Raw genomic sequence first — 15,895 nt, forward strand, 5'->3', positions numbered from 1 at the left:
ATAAGAAGATAAAGTAAATGATTAGGGCGCAAACTAATTTTTCAAGGCGAGAGACCACTCACCAAGCGCCAGACACACAAAAAATGACGCTCAGCAGATAGCTGATGCATCATAGAAATAGGGGAAATAACACTAAATGCGCTTGGAGCGGGAAAGGAGATTCGAACTCCCGACCCTCGCCTTGGCAAGGCGATGCTCTACCACTGAGCTATTCCCGCAACGCAAAAAACTGCACATAAGCGCAAGATGGCGTCCCATAGGGGGTTCGAACCCCTGTTACCGCCGTGAAAGGGCGGTGTCCTAGGCCACTAGACGAATGGGACACTGTATGCACTTCAAAAACTTGGAGCGGGAAAGGAGATTCGAACTCCCGACCCTCGCCTTGGCAAGGCGATGCTCTACCACTGAGCTATTCCCGCTTAATAGAATTCTTGCTACCGGAGATGGCGTCCCATAGGGGGTTCGAACCCCTGTTACCGCCGTGAAAGGGCGGTGTCCTAGACCACTAGACGAATGGGACACTGTAAGCACTACAAATGCTTGGAGCGGGAAAGGAGATTCGAACTCCCGACCCTCGCCTTGGCAAGGCGATGCTCTACCACTGAGCTATTCCCGCATTCCGATAAACCTTACGACGTAAATGGCGTCCCATAGGGGGTTCGAACCCCTGTTACCGCCGTGAAAGGGCGGTGTCCTAGACCACTAGACGAATGGGACGTTTCATTACCTCGTTGAGGTGGCGCGTATATTACTCAGACCTTACTTAGCTGTCAAGCATTCTACCGTAGCAGCACCCGTGTATAACGCACTTACTGGGGGATAGTGCACTTGACGGCGCCGCAAGCCTGTCACATTGATATTCAGCCTGCCGCTGGCAGAGCGCGGCATAATCGCCCATGCTGAAACTCAAGGTGACTAAGCGCTGTCACTAGGTTAGAAAGCTTTGACGGTTTTTAGTCCAAGCACTACATAAGGGAGAGTAAACAGCATGGCTAAAATTGAAAAAAAGCCCGAAGAGTGGCAAAAACAGCTGACGCCAGAACAGTACCGCGTAGCGCGTGAAAAAGGCACAGAACGCCCGTTCAGCGGCGATTATCAGGTAGTGGATGCCCAGGGCATTTATCACTGTGTGTGCTGCAATGCACCGCTGTTTGAGAACGAGCATAAATTTGATGCCGGGTGCGGTTGGCCTAGCTTTGATCGGCCGTTAGGTACCCGCTGTGTGGAAGAGCATCAAGATGGCACCCATGGCATGCAGCGCACGGAGGTCGTTTGTTCACACTGCGATGCCCACCTAGGCCACGTTTTTCCAGACGGCCCGCCAGAAACGACCGGTTTACGCTACTGCATTAACTCAGTGTCGCTGGAATTTCACCCCGACGAGTAATCGCGGCTAAAAGGAAACCCAGCAAGGCGGGCGCCATCTGCTAGAATGGCAGCCCGCTTTTTTGTGCTTGTAGGAGAGACTCATGCTCGGCTGGTTCCCCGGACATATGAACAAGGCCCGCCGCCAGATCAAAGAGGTGCTGCCTGAAATCGACGTCGTCATTGAAGTACTTGATGCACGTCTGCCCTACTCCAGCGCCAACCCAATGCTGGCCGAGCTGACGCGCCATAAGCCGGTGCTAAAAATTCTTTCCCGCGCCGACCTTGCCGACCCAGAGAAGACCGCCGAATGGGTCGCTTTTTTCGATGCCCAAGAGAACATGCGCGCCTTCGCGGTCACCACCACCAACACCCGTGAGCTAAAGCAAATCCCCAAACTTTGCCATGAGTTGGCCGGTGCGGTACGCGCCGACCGAGATGTTCGCGTGATGGTGATGGGCATTCCCAACGTGGGCAAATCCACGCTGATTAACGGCCTGGCCGGGCGTAAAATTGCTAAAACGGGCAACGAACCTGCCGTGACTAAGCGCCAGCAAAAGGTGCGCATTGATGGGCGTGTAGCGCTTACCGACACGCCGGGAGTGCTGTGGCCCAAAATAGAAGATCAGGCCAGCGCCTATCGCCTCGCGGCCACCGGCGCTATCCGCGATACGGCCATTGAGTACATCGATGTAGGAATTGTCGCTAGTGCAGAGCTTGCCAAACGCTATCCTGAGGCGCTGACTGCGCGCTATAAGCTCAAAGAGCTGCCGCCTTACGCCGCGCCAGACATTCCCCACGACATTGATGCCGACGGCCCGAAAAAACCCGATTTCCTTGCTATTGCAGGCTTCGATGGTCATGCCATTTTAAAAGACATCGCCGCCCGGCGCGGCGGGCTGCGTGCCGGTGGCGCAGTCGATCTGCACCGTGGCGCGGAAGTTCTGCTCCACGAACTGCGCGACGGTAAGTTAGGGCGAATGACGCTGGAGACACCTGCGGATATTCCACCGCCACCGGTGCAAAACGACGAAGACAATCAAGTGCTTTCCGACGCATAATGGCCAATAGCCCCATAGCTAACGGCAGCTTGCGGGCACTGTTTTAAACTCATGTTTTTAGATACACATGCTTTTGGACACTTTTGGGCCTCTAGCCACTTTTGGACAGACATCTCATGACTACTCCGCAGTCGCATGAAACACAACCGCTGAAAAAATCTCATAAGCTGCATAATGTCTGCTATGACATTCGCGGCCCGGTACTCGACCACGCCAAACGCCTGGAGGAAGAAGGCCATCGAATACTTAAGCTGAACATCGGAAACCCTGCGCCTTTTGGCTTTGAAGCACCGGAAGAAATTCTTCAGGATGTGATGAGCAACTTGCCTACGGCACAGGGCTACTGCGACTCCAAAGGACTTTACTCCGCACGCAAAGCGATTATGCAGGAGTGCCAGCGCAATCAGATTCCCGGAGTGGGCATTGAGGACATATTCATCGGCAACGGCGTCTCTGAGCTGATTGTGATGGCGATGCAGGCGCTGCTTAATGACGGCGATGAAGTATTGATTCCCGCGCCTGACTACCCGCTTTGGACAGCCGCCGCACACCTTTCAGGCGGCCACGCAGTGCATTACCTATGCGATGAACAGGCCGACTGGACGCCCGACATGGCAGACATTCGCGCCAAGATCACCAGCCAAACCCGCGCCATTGTTCTGATTAACCCCAACAACCCTACCGGCGCGGTATATCCGCCGGAGGTGGTTAAAGACGTGTTGGCGATTGCTAAACAGCACAACCTGGTGGTGTTCTCCGACGAGATCTACGACAAAATTCTGTATGACGGCGTAGAGCATACCGCCACCGGTGCGCTGGCCGACGATGATCAGCTGGTCATTACCATGAATGGGCTATCTAAAAGCTACCGCTGTGCAGGCTTTCGATCGGGATGGATGATTCTCTCCGGCACCCTGGCTAAATTAAACGCCAAAGATTATATCCAGGGGCTCAATATGCTGGCCTCTATGCGGCTATGTGCCAACGTGCCAGCACAACATGCGATTCAAACCGCGTTAGGGGGCTATCAATCAATTAATGATTTAATCCTGCCTGGCGGGCGGCTGCTGGCGCAGCGTGACATTACTATTGAGAAGCTAAATGCCATCCCCGGCGTCTCCTGCGTGATGCCAAAAGGTGCGCTCTACGCGTTTCCGCGGCTCGATCCTAAGGTATTCAATATCAAAGATGACCAGCAGTTGGTACTGGATCTGCTGCTGCAGGAAAAAATATTGCTGGTGCAAGGCACAGCCTTTAACTGGCCCGAGCCTGACCATGTCCGCATTGTGACGCTGCCTTGGGCAGACCAGCTAGGCGATGCTTTGGATCGTTTTGCCAACTTCTTATCCCGCTATCGGCAGTGAAGCCGGGCGAGTCGCTAGCGATGGCATAGCACCGTCATCGGGCACCGGCATACGCTGACGTTGCTTTGACTTGAAACTGCCATGAAGAGCACGTAGTTAAGTCTCTAGATCACGACTCATGTTATTGGCTGTGTGTATAAACCGTTTCCATAAACGCTAAGGGAGGACCTGCATAATGATGCGAATTCTGCTGTTTCTAGGCACCAACATAGCGGTGTTGCTGGTCGCCAGCATTACCTTGCGCCTACTAGGCGTTGAAGGCTATTTACGTGGTCAAGGCATCAACTTTACCAGCCTGCTAATTTTCTGCTTCATATTCGGCATGGCAGGCTCCATCATCTCGCTATTCATTTCCAAATGGATGGCTAAGCGCAGCACGGGCACGGTGATTATTGAAACGCCCTCCAATGCCACCGAACAGTGGTTGCTGGACACCGTCGCGGAGCTTTCCCGCGAGGCCGGCATCAAAACGCCCGAAGTGGGCATATTCCCGGCCCAACAGTCCAACGCCTTTGCAACTGGCTGGAATAAAAACGATGCGCTCGTCGCGGTATCGGCGGGCTTAATGAATCGCATGCGCCCTGAAGAAGTCCGCGCGGTTTTGGCCCACGAAATTGGCCACGTGGCCAACGGCGACATGGTCACGCTGGCGCTGATCCAAGGGGTAGTGAATACCTTCGTCATGTTTTTTGCCCGCGTGGTAGCGCACTTAGTCGATAACTTCCTGAAAAGCCGCAGCGGTGGTGAAGGCGGTTTAGGCTTTATGGGCTACTTTGCCGTAGTGATTGTGGCAGAGATCGTGTTTGGTATTTTGGCCTCCGCCATCGTTGCCTGGTTCTCGCGTTATCGTGAATATCGCGCCGATGAAGCCGGTGCGCGCTTGGCAGGCACTAATGCAATGGTCAGCGCCCTCGCGCGCTTGAAGACCGAAACCGAAATGCCCGACCAAATGCCCGATACGCTGCGCGCCATGGCGATCACCAAAGGCCAAACACGCTCATTACTTGAGAAGATGTTTGCCAGCCACCCGCCGTTAGATGAACGCATTCGCGCACTGAAAGAAGCCGCCTATCGTCAGTAAGTATGGGCACTAGTCCTACACACTTAAGGCCCGCAGATGCGGGCCTCATTGTTTCAACTTTTGTTGTTTCAGCTTTTGTTGTTTCAACTACCGCTGCTTCCATCCTCCGCTACACCGTCAGCGTTACACCGAATCCCGCCCCGCGCAGCATGCCCTCTAGCGCCACCGCATCCCCTGACAGCTGCACATTGAGCGTGGCGAACTCACGCCGCAATGGGTAGTTAGCACGACAATCATCAAAACCTTTTGCCCCTCCCTGGAGCAGCGCTTGGCGCTGAAACGTATCGTGATCGCGGCGCACGTCATAAACGGCTCGCATGCATAGACGCAGGGCGTCTTCTGGCGCCAGCGGATGCTGTATATGCAGCGATGCAAGCGCAGGCGGCGGGCAGATATCGACAAACGAGGGTCCACTAGGCTTTTCGCAGTGACGAGCTAGCGCCTGCTGAATCATCCAGGTACCCCGCAGTTTGCCATCCAGGCTATGCCCGGCAATATGCGGTGTCGCTAGTGAGACCAAATCACGCAAGCCAGCGTCGATTGCCGGCTCGTCTTCCCATACATCGAGCACCACGCGGATATCACCCTGACTGGCTAAACGACTACGCAGTGCCAAGCCATCCACACAGTCACCCCGCCCGGCATTAAGCAACACGCTACCCGGCGCGATTTCATCGACACGCTGAGCATTGAGCAGATGATAGCTGGCATGCGGGCCGTCACGAGTCAGCGGCGTATGCAGGCAAATCACGTCACAGTGCTTGATAACAGCATCTAGCGAGTGAAACCCTTGCGCACCCTCAGCCTCTGCTCTGGGCGGGTCACAGGCAAGCGTAGCCACGCCCATGGCCGTTAATCGTGCTTCCAGCCGCCGGCCCACATTCCCCACCCCCACAATGCCGACACTGCGTTCGCTAAGCAGCCAGCCATCGCGCTCGGCTAGCGTCAATAAACTGCTCAACACGTAATCGACCACCGCCTCAGCATTGCAGCCCGGAGCGCTAGCAAAAGTGATATTGCGCTGCGCTAGCGCAGCATGATCGATATGATCGGTGCCGATCGTGCAGGTGCCAATAAAGCGCACGGGGCTGTCAGTAAGCAACTTACCGTTAACCTGCGTAATAGAGCGCACAATCAGCGCATCGGCATCGTGCAGGTGAGCGGCCGTTATTTCACGGCCGGGCACGCGGTTGATGGCACCAAACGAGCCAAAGCAGGCATCAGCAGCGGGGATATTGGCGTCGATTATAAGTTTCATAGGCGTTTGGGTATCCGGGCTTTACAATACGCCCGCGAAAGTTTGATGTGCAGGCGTGTTTAAAGGGCATTTAAGGAGAGTGTTGTGATCGTACGCTGGGAAACCAACCATGACTATGTGTTGGTTCATATTCACCAGGATATGTTTGGTGATTGGATTTTCAGTCGCGCCTGGGGCCAAATCGGCACTCAGTTTGGTGGCCTGAAACATCAGCTAGCCGACACCTTGGACCAAGCCCAGATGTGGCTTGAGGACGAGGCCACGATTCAGTCCTCACGGGGTTTTCGTAAGATACTGGAAGTGGCCGACCATACGCCTGAAGGCCAGGAGGCCATGCGTCAGCTCTCACTACTGGATTTGATTTAAGCAGCTCATTCGCTAGCCTAAAAAGCGCCGCCCGCTACGCTCATGAACACCGGTAGGTGCCGCGGCATCTGGAGGCGTTGCAAGCGCCGCCAGCGCCGTTTCATTCAACCAGCCGTGTTCGCGTAGCCAAGCGCTCAAGCGCGCTAATTCGAAGCCACGCTCCAGCTCCTCCCCTTGGCTATCCACCAGCACCGGTATGCGCGTACCGTAGCGCTCAACCAGCTCAGCATCATCAATAATCTCAATATGATGCAGCCACACTCTTTGATTCGCCAGCGTGGCTACCAATGTCTCTAGCTGAGTGCATAGATGGCAGCCCTGGGTTGTATAAAGCGATAGCCGGATCATTCCAATGCTCTCCTCTGGCAGGCTTAGTGAGCCGCTGGATGACGGAGTAGAAACACATGGTGCAAATTAGTACGCCGTTGGAAGTCGGGGTCAAAGCTACGCCCGGTGATGTCTTCTACCGCGTAACGTTCGCTGAGGGTTTCATCCAACTTAAATCGCCGCTGGTTATTAGAAAACACTAGCGTGCCGCCGGGTGCTAATCGCGCCATAGCGAGATCCACAAGACGCGGATGGTCACGCTGCACATCTAGCGTGTCGCGCATCTTCTTCGAGTTAGAAAACGTCGGCGGATCCATGAAGATCAGATCAAACTCGGTACTCGCGGTTTCTAACCAGCGGAAACAGTCATCGCGTACGACCCGGTGTAGGCGCGTATCAAGCTTATTCAGCGCGAAGTTGTCTTTAGCCCATTCAAGATAGGTGTTAGACATATCCACACTGACGCTGTCACTAGCACCGCCTAATGCCGCTTGCACCGTTGCCGTAGCGGTATAACAGAACAAGTTTAAGAAGCGCTTGCCGCTGGCCATCTCACCTAGCATGCGACGCACCGGACGATGATCCAGAAATAACCCGGTGTCGAGATAGTCACGCAGGTTCACCCATAGCCGCGCGCTACCTTCCTGCACTTCAAAACGCTCACCGCTCGCGCCACGCTTTTGATACTGGGCGCTGCCAGCCTGCCGCTCGCGGCGTTTAATATAGATCTTACTGGCGTCAACGTTCAGCGCCTCTGGCATTACTTCCAAGGCGTCGTACAAGCGCTTTTGCGCCTGAGAAGGATTGATTGAGCTGGGCGCTGCATATTCCTGCACATGCACTCGATCACCGTAACGATCCACCGCAAGGGCATACTCGGGCATATCGGCGTCGTATACGCGGTAGCTCGTTTCGCCGCTCTGTTTCAGCCACTTCTTCAGGCGCTTTTGATTTTTGATTAGGCGGTTGGCAAACATCTGCGCATTGTCTTGAGCTTTTGGCGCAGGTGAATCGTTTGGAACCGCTTGCGTATCAAAGCCAGCCGAGGCTTCACTCGTGGCCTCACGACGTTCTGCGCTAGCCGCTGACACTACCTCGCCATTACCCGCGGGAGCCGCGCTCTCGGCATCAGTGCCATGCGCCGCCCCACCCACATCCATCAGCAGCAGCTTGGCATCCAGGGCACCGTTTTTAAGCGCGTACTGTTTGTGCGCCCGCATTCCTAGCCGATGGCCCAAATCAGGGTTGCCGGTAAAGACTGCCAGCGTCCAGCCAGGGAACAGTGCTTTGGCTTTCTCGCCCAGCTGCGCGTATAGGCGCACAAGCTCGGGCAGCTCACCCAGACGCTCGCCATAAGGCGGATTAGTAATCAACAGGCCGCTTTGCGCGGTCAGCGTATCGGGCCTGGTAAGCTGGGCAAGACCCTGCCCATGCAGCGTCATTAACGCGGGGATACCGGCCCGCATAGCGTTGGCTTTCGCAGCCGTTAGGGCCGCTGGGCTCTGATCAAAACCTATCAGCTGGGCTTTGCAACGTTTACGGCCAATCGATGCACGCGCTTCGGCTTCACGCTTTTGCTCACGCCATACGGAATCATCGTGACCCGCCCAGCCGTGAAAACCAAACCGCTCGCGATTGAGGTTAGGCGCTTGATCGGCGGCCATCATAGCGGCTTCGATAAGCAGCGTTCCCGCGCCACATAGTGGGTCAATCAGCGGCTCACCGGCTTTAAGGCGCTCAGGCCACCCTGCACGCACCAACAATGCGGCGGCTAAATTTTCTTTCAGCGGTGCATGCCCAACGTCGCGTCGATAGCCACGGCGGTGCAAACTTTCACCTGAAAGATCGAGGCCAATAGTCAAGTTCATCCGGTGCAGGTGAGCATAAATACGCAGATGCGGCGTTTTGATATCGACGTTAGGGCGCTCCTGCCCTGCCAGCTGCAGCGCATCGACCACGCCGTCTTTAACCGTTTGTGCGCCAAAGCGGGTATGCCGTATATGTTCACTGCGACCATGAAAATCCACCGCCAGCGTGTTTCCAGGCGCCAAGTGGTTTGTCCAGGCAATGCGTGCAACCACATCGCGCACCTGTTCGGCGGTATCGATCATCGGCTCGCGCACCAGCGTTAAAATGACGCGGTTAGCTAATCTCGACCATAGGCATACGCGATAGGCAATCGCTTGGCTGGCAGTAAAATAAACACCTGCCACCGTTGTTTTACCCGGCGTGGCGCCTAGCGCCATGAGTTCATCGTGCAGCAGGCCTTCAATGCCTTTCGGGCAGGTGGCTAGCAGACTTAAGGGGGCGTTTTGACTCGGCTCAGTCATGATATTGGTCATGATAATAGCTGCGCGGAAAGGCGCGATATTCCTATATATAGCAAATGAGTTTACGTTTTGTGACAATTTATAGTCGACAGATGACCCCATCATGGTCTAACAATAAGAGAGTAGCTACTGAAAAACGCATGCGTTACCTGTCAGGATCTCTTAAGAAGGTAGTTTGAAAGAGGCCTATGATGGATAAGAGTTCGCCGCTCGACCCGTTCAGCTCGTGAGGGCTAGGCAGTTGAGTTGATGCGGCAGCTCGCTCTTGAAGCAAGCTCTCGGAATAGCAGATGCTGTCGGGCATATTTTATGGATAGCTTCGATAACATCCTATTTCTTCTTAAAGGCTTTCGTGAAAAGAGGTTAGCCAATGAAACGACAAAAGCGTGATCGCTTCCAGCGGGCATATGTCCACGGCTATAAAGCAGGTGTATCGGGTCGCTCTCGCGATGATTGTCCCAGTCAAGATATCAATTTACGCGAATACTGGATGAGCGGTTGGCGTGAAGGTCGCGGCGACCAGTGGGACGGGATGACCGGCGTTTCCGGCATCCACAAAAACCCTCTGGTCATGACCTAGCGTTTTATATTTTCTAACGTTTAAACGAAATGTTTTTAATAAGCCCACCCTACTCAGTGGGCTTTTTTAGTGCCTGACGTCTTCAATGCCTTGGCACACTCGCCCACGAGCCTGGGGCCTTGATAAATCAAGCCTGAATAAAGCTGCACTAAATCCGCTCCAGCGGCCATTTTTGCCTCAGCGGCGGCAGCACTGTCGATCCCCCCGACGCCTATAATGGGCAGCGTTGGCAAGTGCTCACGCAGCTGTCGAATCACACGATTAGACGCCTCAAAGACCGGCCGTCCTGACAGCCCGCCGGCCTCCTCGGCCTGAGGGTCGCCCTGCACTGCCTCGCGGGAAACAGTGGTGTTGGTAGCGATGACGCCATCCAACGCATTGCGCTCAATGCTTCCCGCCATTAGCGCGACTTCTTCTTCGCTCATGTCCGGAGCTATTTTGATCAGCAGAGGTACGTGGCGACCCGCTTGCGTATTTAACGCTGTGGCGCGTGCGCGAATGGGCCCCAACAGTGCATCTAGCTGTTCACCAAACTGTAGGCTGCGCAGGCCAGGCGTATTCGGCGAGGAGACATTAACGGCAATGTAATCCGCACAAGAATGCACGGCATCTAGGCACAACAGGTAATCGTCCAGTGCGTGCTCTACCGCGGTGGTTAGGTTTTTACCAATATTTATGCCCACAATGCCGCCATAGTGGCGTTTTTTAACCTGCTGAATCAGATGCTCAACCCCTTTGTTATTAAAACCAAAGCGGTTGATGATCGCGTCATGCTGCGCCAAGCGAAATAGCCGTGGCTTGGGGTTGCCTGGCTGTGGCTGTGGAGTGACCGTCCCGACCTCGACAAATCCAAACCCCAGCGACCCCAGTGCATCAAGATGGTCTGCGTTTTTGTCCAGCCCTGCGGCCAAGCCAACCCGATTAGCAAACCTTAGCCCCATCAACTCGATAGGATCATTGACCGGCTGACCAAACAATCGTGCTACGCCACCGATACGATGCAGTGACTCGAGCGCACTTAGCGCCATCCCGTGGGAGGTTTCTGGATCGATGCGAAAGAACAGCGAGCGGGCAAGCGCGTACATGGCGAGTCTCTTGAAGCGAATCAAAACGGGCGCCAGTATAACGCAATAAAGCGCGCCCTGGTGGAGAACCAGGGCGCGCTTTAACCTACCAAGAACACATTACCAAAAATAAAAGCTACGATTTTAGGCTTCGTTATCGCTCTCGGCCAAATCCACCAGTTCGCGCACCGCCACGGCAAAGAGCGCAAAGCCACCTTCATTCCCGCTGCGCACTTCTTCGATAAGACGACACCAGCGACGATGCAGATCAGCGTGCTGATCCAACCACTGTGCCACTCGCTCTTCGATATCGCGACTACCCGCATCCAGCTTCAGCACGCTGGTGGTAAGCGCAAGCTGTTGACGCTCTATGTCATCACGGAAGGTTTCCCGTGCCTGCGCCTGCCAGGCATCGCGCACTTCCAGTTGGTTCACCTGCTGAATCATCCAAGGCAGTTCTAACCGGCTACCGACCTCGTAAAGCACCTCGGCCACTCGCTGGGGTTTTTCATTGGTTATCCGAGCGGCTTGGATAATGCCTAGCCCGGCGTACAAGCTCGATGACGCCGCAACGGTAGAAGCCAAGGTTTCAGGCACACCAGCGTCTAAAAGCTCGTCACGGCGCGCACTCCAGCCGCTGAGCTCCTCACCACTCAGCAGCTCGCCGATGCCTTCTTGCAGCTGCGCCAGGCGCGGAGCGAAATACTCAATAGTATCTTGAGTGGAAAGCCCCAAGTGCTGGCGCACGAACCAGCGCGTAGCGCGGCGGATTAAACGCATTAAATCGAGCATCATTGAATACTGGATGCGGTTAGGCACCTGATTATCCAAGGCCTCAATTTGCGCCCACAGCCCGGCCAAGTTGAAGCTATCGCGCGCTACCACGTAGGCGCGCGCAACATCGGCACGGCCCGCCCCGGTTGAATCAATAAGGCGGCGCACAAACACGATGCCCATGTGATCCACCAAGTCATTGGCAACTTGGGTCGCCACGATTTCACGCTTAAGACGGTGCTCATACATTTCGTCTTTAAAGCGCTCAACCAGCACCGCTGGGAACAGCCGCTCAAGATGGCGATGAATATAGCTGTCGTCAGGCACATCGGACGTGATCAAATCGCCCTTCAGCGTGCTCTTGGCATAAGAAATCAGTACCGAGAGTTCCGGTAAGCGCATACCTTGCGCATTGCTGGCGCGCTCTTTTAACGCTTCATCGGTGGGTAGGAACTCAAGCTCGCGGTCAATCTGCCCTGCGGCCTCCAGCTCGCTGATAAAGCGGCGATAGGGCCCCAGTGATTGATTGGAAAGAATCGCCGATAGGTCTAGCGCCTGACTTTGGCGATAGTTATCCAGGATGACCAGGTCGGCCACTTCGCCTGTCATTTCCGCTAACAGCTGATTGCGCTGTTTTTCAGTCATATCGCCACGCTTGACCACTTCATCAATCAAGATTTTGATATTGACCTCGTGGTCGGAACAGTTCACACCGCCTGCGTTATCAATGAAGTCAGTGTAAACACGGATTCCTTTGGCGGCGGCTTCCATACGCCCGCGCTGGGTCAACCCGAGGTTACCGCCTTCACCGACCACGCGGCAGTTCAGCTCAACGCCGTTGATCCTTAGGGTGTCGTTGGCTTTGTCACCCACATCGGCATCGGTTTCGTCGGAGCTTTTCACATAGGTGCCGATACCGCCGTTCCAGATCAAATCCACCTGGGATTTGAGCATGGCGCGAATCAGTTCATTAGGCGACAGGCGCTCCTCTTCAATGCCAAATACCTGCTGCATTTCAGGCGTGATGCTGATCGACTTAGCGCTGCGGCTAAAGATACCGCCACCGGCAGATATCAGCTCCTGGCTGTAGTCTTCCCAACTGGATCGCGGCAATGTAAACAACCGTTTGCGCTCAGCAAAAGCGGCGTCGGCATCCGGATTGGGATCAACAAAGATATGCAGATGGTTAAACGCACCCACCAGCTGAATTTTGTCGGAAAGCAGCATGCCGTTGCCGAACACATCACCGGCCATGTCGCCGATCCCGACCACGCTGAACAGCTCGCGCTGGGTATCCAAATCCAGGTTTTTGAAGTGCCGCTTCACGGATTCCCAAGCACCGCGTGCGGTAATCGCCATTTTCTTATGGTCGTAACCATTTTCGCCGCCCGATGCAAACGCATCGCCCAGCCAATGGCCGTACTCAATAGAAATGGCGTTAGCGATATCAGAGAACGTCGCGGTGCCTTTATCTGCAGCGACGACCAAGTACGCATCGTCTTCATCATGGCGGACAACATTTAAAGGCGGCACAACGTCGCTGCCGACTAAGTTATCAGTGATGTCCAACAGCGCGCGAATAAAGATCTGATAGCAGGCAATACCTTCTTTTTGCACCACTTCACGGCTGGCATTCTCGGGCATGCGCTTGCAAACGAAGCCGCCCTTGGCGCCTACCGGTACGATCACCGCATTCTTCACCTGCTGCGCTTTCACTAGCCCTAATACTTCGGTGCGGTAGTCTTCAAAACGATCAGACCAGCGCAGACCGCCGCGCGCCACTTTACCGCCGCGCAGATGCACGCCCTCAACCCGGGGCGAGCAGACAAAAATCTCAAACATCGGCCGCGGCTTAGGCATGCCGGTAACTTTAGAGGGCTCAAGCTTATAGGCGATATAGTCTTTAAAGCGGCCATCTTCGGTCAACTGATAATAGTTGGTCCGCAGCGTGGCGAGAATCAGCTCCATAAAGCGGCGTAACAGCTGGTCATCGTTAAGGCTAGCAACGCTCTCCAAGTGCTCGTTCAAACGCGCAATGGACTCATCGGTTGCATGGCTCTGCTGCTCAGGATCAAAGCGTAGGCCAAATAACGCCACCAACTCTTTGGTGATAGCCGGATAATTCGCCAACGTAGCGGCAATGTAATCCTGAGACATACCAAAACGGATTTGCTTGAGATAGCGCGCGTAGCCTCGCAGCATCGCTACTTCACGCCAGTCGAGCCCCGCGCCAATAATCAGGCGGTTGAAGGCATCGTTATCAGCTTCGCCGGCCCATATGCGCTTGAAGGCTTCACTAAACACATCGCGCATATCGCTTAGATTGACATCCGTACCGCTGTGTTCAAGCTCGAAATCGTGAATCCAGTAGCGCTGGTCGGGGGCGTTAATGTCGTAGGGGCGCTCACCGATTACCCGCAGGCCGAGATTTTCCATCATCGGCAGTACGTCTGAGAGCGGAATTTGCGATTCGCGGTGGAACAACTTCAGGTTCACACCGCCGCCCTGCTCTTCCAGCGGGCGATAAAGCGACAGCGATAGGTCATCGCCGTTGTCCAGCGTTAACAGATGCTGAACATCAAACACGGCCGTACGGGCCGAGAAGTCTTCGCGATAGCTGGCTGAAAACGCCTCGCGGAACTGATCCATCAGATGATTCGCGTGCTCTTCACCAAACCCTTCAATCATCGCGCTTTGCAGCTCATCCCGCCAGCTGCGTGCCAGCCGCGCCACTTTGCTTTCAAGACGCTTAAGATCGTAGTCGCTCGGCGCATCGCCGTTAAAGCGTAGAATCAGCTGAATACGCGCCAGTACCGACTCGGAGAGATAGGTATTGAAATCGCCAAAGTGGGCGTCTAACTCATCGCACAGCACGTTTTGAATTCGCTGACGCAGGTCCGTCGTGAACACATCGCGGGGCACAAAAACCAGGCAGGAGTAGAACTTGCCACTGATATCGGCGCGGATAAACAGCCGTACCTGACGGCGCTCACGAATGTTCAGAATGCCAAGCGAGGTGCTGGCAAGCGACTCGGTGTCAATCTGGAACAGGTCATCACGGGGATAGACTTCCAATACCTGCAGCAGCTGCTTACCGTTATGCCCCTGGGGATTGAAGCCGGCGATATCCATCACTGCTTTCAACCGACGGCGCAGCAGCGGAATATTTCGCGGTGATTCGTTATAAACCGTCGAGGTGAATAAACCGAAGAAACGCCGCTCACCAATAACGTTACCGTCATCGTCATAGCGGTCAACGGTGATGTAATCGGGATAAGTAGGACGATGTATCCGCGAATGGTGCGCGCTTTTCGCGAAAGAAAGCAACTGGGGCACCAGCACGTAGCCATTGTGCTCATCCACACCCTCTTCGGTGCGAATACGCTCACAGTAGCGCGGCTGATCTAGGCGGAAAACGCCCAGCACGCTCTCGTTATCGCGCTGTAATTGATCACCTAGCTCGCCGTCTTCCAAGCGATATTCATCGTAGCCCAGGAAGGTAAAGTTATCCTTGAGCAGCCACTCTAAAAAGGCGATCGCCTCTTCGTGGTCATCGGGATCAATTTGCGGCGGACAGTTTTTTTCTAGCTCTTGAATCGACTCGGTAATTTGCGAGCACATAGCGTCGTAATCGCCCACGGCGGTACGTACATCGCGCAGCACTTCGTGCAAATTACGTTCAATTTTTTCCAGCAGCGCCATGTCGGTGTGGCGATCGACCTCAATCACGATCAGCGATTCACGCGCTTCAGGCGCGTTCTCATCGCGTGGCGACGTCAGCGACTGCAGCTGATGGCGCTCATCACGCGCCACTGCCAGCACGGCGTTTTGAATAGCATGCACCGTCAAACCACGACGGTTGAGCTCGATACGCACCGAGTCAACCAGGAACGGCATATCCTCATGCAGAACGGCCACAAAGGTATGTGTTGACTGCCAGCCGTGCTCTTCAAAGTCGGGATTAAACACCCGCACCTTGGGGCTTTGCGGGTCGTGGTGCTGCAAGAACTGCCAGATCGATAGCGTGGCGCCATACAGGTCGTCTAGGCGACGATCCACTAGGTCTTCCACCGGCACGGTGGCATAAAAGTGTCGAGCGAAGGCATCCACAGTTGCCGCACGGGCAGGCTCTAACCGCGCACTTAGTCGTTCTTGCAGCTGTTTCAAAAGATCTTGCCGGCTCTCTTCAATCGCAACGTAGTGCATCCATCACCTCGACTGCTTAGGCCTTTTTTCGGCCAAAAAACGAAGGACAATAGGCCTTTAGGCCAACATATCGTCTAGCTTACGCTACCTGTGGCCACCTCACTAATCACCTGACAGGT

The 15,895-nt window shown here is 54.8% G+C and carries 11 protein-coding genes and 6 tRNA genes; 6 read left to right on the forward strand and 11 right to left on the reverse strand.

From position 1 onward, the window contains the following. Positions 1–143: 143 nt before the first annotated feature. The 6 genes from ACT3RP_RS00955 to ACT3RP_RS00980 form a co-directional block, all read right to left on the reverse strand. Positions 144–218: transfer RNA gene (locus ACT3RP_RS00955), tRNA-Gly, on the reverse strand. A gap of 29 nt (positions 219–247) precedes the next feature. Next, positions 248–323, reverse strand: a tRNA-Glu gene (locus ACT3RP_RS00960). A 21-nt stretch (positions 324–344) separates the two neighbouring features. Continuing rightward, positions 345–419 (reverse strand) — tRNA-Gly (locus ACT3RP_RS00965). A 25-nt stretch (positions 420–444) separates the two neighbouring features. After that, positions 445–520, reverse strand: a tRNA-Glu gene (locus ACT3RP_RS00970). Between the two features lie 21 nt (positions 521–541). Beyond that, a tRNA-Gly gene (locus tag ACT3RP_RS00975) sits at positions 542–616 on the reverse strand. Between the two features lie 25 nt (positions 617–641). Further along, positions 642–717: transfer RNA gene (locus ACT3RP_RS00980), tRNA-Glu, on the reverse strand. Between the two features lie 271 nt (positions 718–988). On the opposite strand from ACT3RP_RS00980, the gene msrB reads away from it, so the two are divergent. The 4 genes from msrB to htpX all read left to right on the forward strand — a co-directional run bounded on the left by msrB (position 989) and on the right by htpX (position 4,871). Continuing rightward, positions 989–1,387, forward strand: a complete 399-nt coding sequence (gene msrB / locus ACT3RP_RS00985; protein WP_096281344.1) for a peptide-methionine (R)-S-oxide reductase MsrB — start codon at positions 989–991, stop codon at positions 1,385–1,387. Positions 1,388–1,469: 82 nt separating this feature from the next. Beyond that, positions 1,470–2,426 (forward strand): ribosome biogenesis GTPase YlqF, encoded by a 957-nt coding sequence (ylqF, locus tag ACT3RP_RS00990; protein WP_096281346.1) that lies wholly within the window; start codon positions 1,470–1,472, stop codon positions 2,424–2,426. A 116-nt stretch (positions 2,427–2,542) separates the two neighbouring features. Next, positions 2,543–3,790 carry a pyridoxal phosphate-dependent aminotransferase gene (locus ACT3RP_RS00995; protein WP_096281348.1) on the forward strand — a complete coding sequence of 416 codons (1,248 nt, stop codon included), beginning with the start codon at positions 2,543–2,545 and terminating at the stop codon, positions 3,788–3,790. Between the two features lie 175 nt (positions 3,791–3,965). Then, positions 3,966–4,871 carry a protease HtpX gene (gene htpX, locus ACT3RP_RS01000; protein WP_096281350.1) on the forward strand — a complete coding sequence of 302 codons (906 nt, stop codon included), beginning with the start codon at positions 3,966–3,968 and terminating at the stop codon, positions 4,869–4,871. 109 nt (positions 4,872–4,980) lie between these two features. Here the strand turns inward: htpX and pdxB are convergent, their stop codons facing one another. Continuing rightward, positions 4,981–6,129, reverse strand: a complete 1,149-nt coding sequence (pdxB, locus tag ACT3RP_RS01005; protein ID WP_483393061.1) for a 4-phosphoerythronate dehydrogenase PdxB — start codon at positions 6,127–6,129, stop codon at positions 4,981–4,983. Between the two features lie 84 nt (positions 6,130–6,213). Between pdxB and ACT3RP_RS01010 the strand changes: the two genes are divergently transcribed. Continuing rightward, the gene (locus ACT3RP_RS01010; RefSeq protein WP_096281354.1) at positions 6,214–6,495 is read left to right on the forward strand and encodes a hypothetical protein; all 282 of its coding nucleotides are present in this window, start codon (positions 6,214–6,216) and stop codon (positions 6,493–6,495) included. A gap of 12 nt (positions 6,496–6,507) precedes the next feature. On the opposite strand, the gene ACT3RP_RS01015 is transcribed toward ACT3RP_RS01010, so the two are convergent. Both ACT3RP_RS01015 and rlmKL read right to left on the reverse strand, forming a co-directional pair. Further along, positions 6,508–6,843, reverse strand: coding sequence for a glutaredoxin family protein (locus tag ACT3RP_RS01015; RefSeq protein WP_096281356.1), 336 nt, complete (start codon positions 6,841–6,843; stop codon positions 6,508–6,510). Positions 6,844–6,866: 23 nt separating this feature from the next. Then, the gene (gene rlmKL / locus ACT3RP_RS01020) at positions 6,867–9,152 is read right to left on the reverse strand and encodes a bifunctional 23S rRNA (guanine(2069)-N(7))-methyltransferase RlmK/23S rRNA (guanine(2445)-N(2))-methyltransferase RlmL (protein WP_193063386.1); all 2,286 of its coding nucleotides are present in this window, start codon (positions 9,150–9,152) and stop codon (positions 6,867–6,869) included. A gap of 370 nt (positions 9,153–9,522) precedes the next feature. On the opposite strand from rlmKL, the gene rmf reads away from it, so the two are divergent. Next, entirely contained in the window at positions 9,523–9,732 is a 210-nt protein-coding gene (rmf, locus tag ACT3RP_RS01025) for a ribosome modulation factor (protein ID WP_096281358.1), read from the forward strand. Positions 9,733–9,785: 53 nt separating this feature from the next. Here the strand turns inward: rmf and ACT3RP_RS01030 are convergent, their stop codons facing one another. After that, complete coding sequence (locus ACT3RP_RS01030; RefSeq protein ID WP_096281360.1) at positions 9,786–10,817, reverse strand: quinone-dependent dihydroorotate dehydrogenase; 1,032 nt, start codon at positions 10,815–10,817, stop codon at positions 9,786–9,788. A gap of 123 nt (positions 10,818–10,940) precedes the next feature. Next, positions 10,941–15,776, reverse strand: a complete 4,836-nt coding sequence (locus ACT3RP_RS01035; RefSeq protein ID WP_483393062.1) for an NAD-glutamate dehydrogenase — start codon at positions 15,774–15,776, stop codon at positions 10,941–10,943. Positions 15,777–15,895: the final 119 nt, after the last annotated feature.

The organism is Halomonas sp. AOP5-B2-8 (assembly GCF_052376475.1).
Taxonomy (GTDB): Bacteria; Pseudomonadota; Gammaproteobacteria; order Pseudomonadales; family Halomonadaceae; genus Vreelandella; species Vreelandella casei.

Coding starts and splice junctions, on each gene's coding strand:
- msrB (WP_096281344.1), top strand. CDS start 989: ATGGCTAAAATTGAAAAAAAGCCCGAAGAGTGGCAAAAACAGCTGACG.
- ylqF (WP_096281346.1), top strand. CDS start 1,470: ATGCTCGGCTGGTTCCCCGGACATATGAACAAGGCCCGCCGCCAGATC.
- ACT3RP_RS00995 (WP_096281348.1), top strand. CDS start 2,543: ATGACTACTCCGCAGTCGCATGAAACACAACCGCTGAAAAAATCTCAT.
- htpX (WP_096281350.1), top strand. CDS start 3,966: ATGATGCGAATTCTGCTGTTTCTAGGCACCAACATAGCGGTGTTGCTG.
- pdxB (WP_483393061.1), bottom strand. CDS start 6,129: ATGAAACTTATAATCGACGCCAATATCCCCGCTGCTGATGCCTGCTTT.
- ACT3RP_RS01015 (WP_096281356.1), bottom strand. CDS start 6,843: ATGATCCGGCTATCGCTTTATACAACCCAGGGCTGCCATCTATGCACT.
- rlmKL (WP_193063386.1), bottom strand. CDS start 9,152: ATGACTGAGCCGAGTCAAAACGCCCCCTTAAGTCTGCTAGCCACCTGC.
- rmf (WP_096281358.1), top strand. CDS start 9,523: ATGAAACGACAAAAGCGTGATCGCTTCCAGCGGGCATATGTCCACGGC.
- ACT3RP_RS01030 (WP_096281360.1), bottom strand. CDS start 10,817: ATGTACGCGCTTGCCCGCTCGCTGTTCTTTCGCATCGATCCAGAAACC.
- ACT3RP_RS01035 (WP_483393062.1), bottom strand. CDS start 15,776: ATGCACTACGTTGCGATTGAAGAGAGCCGGCAAGATCTTTTGAAACAG.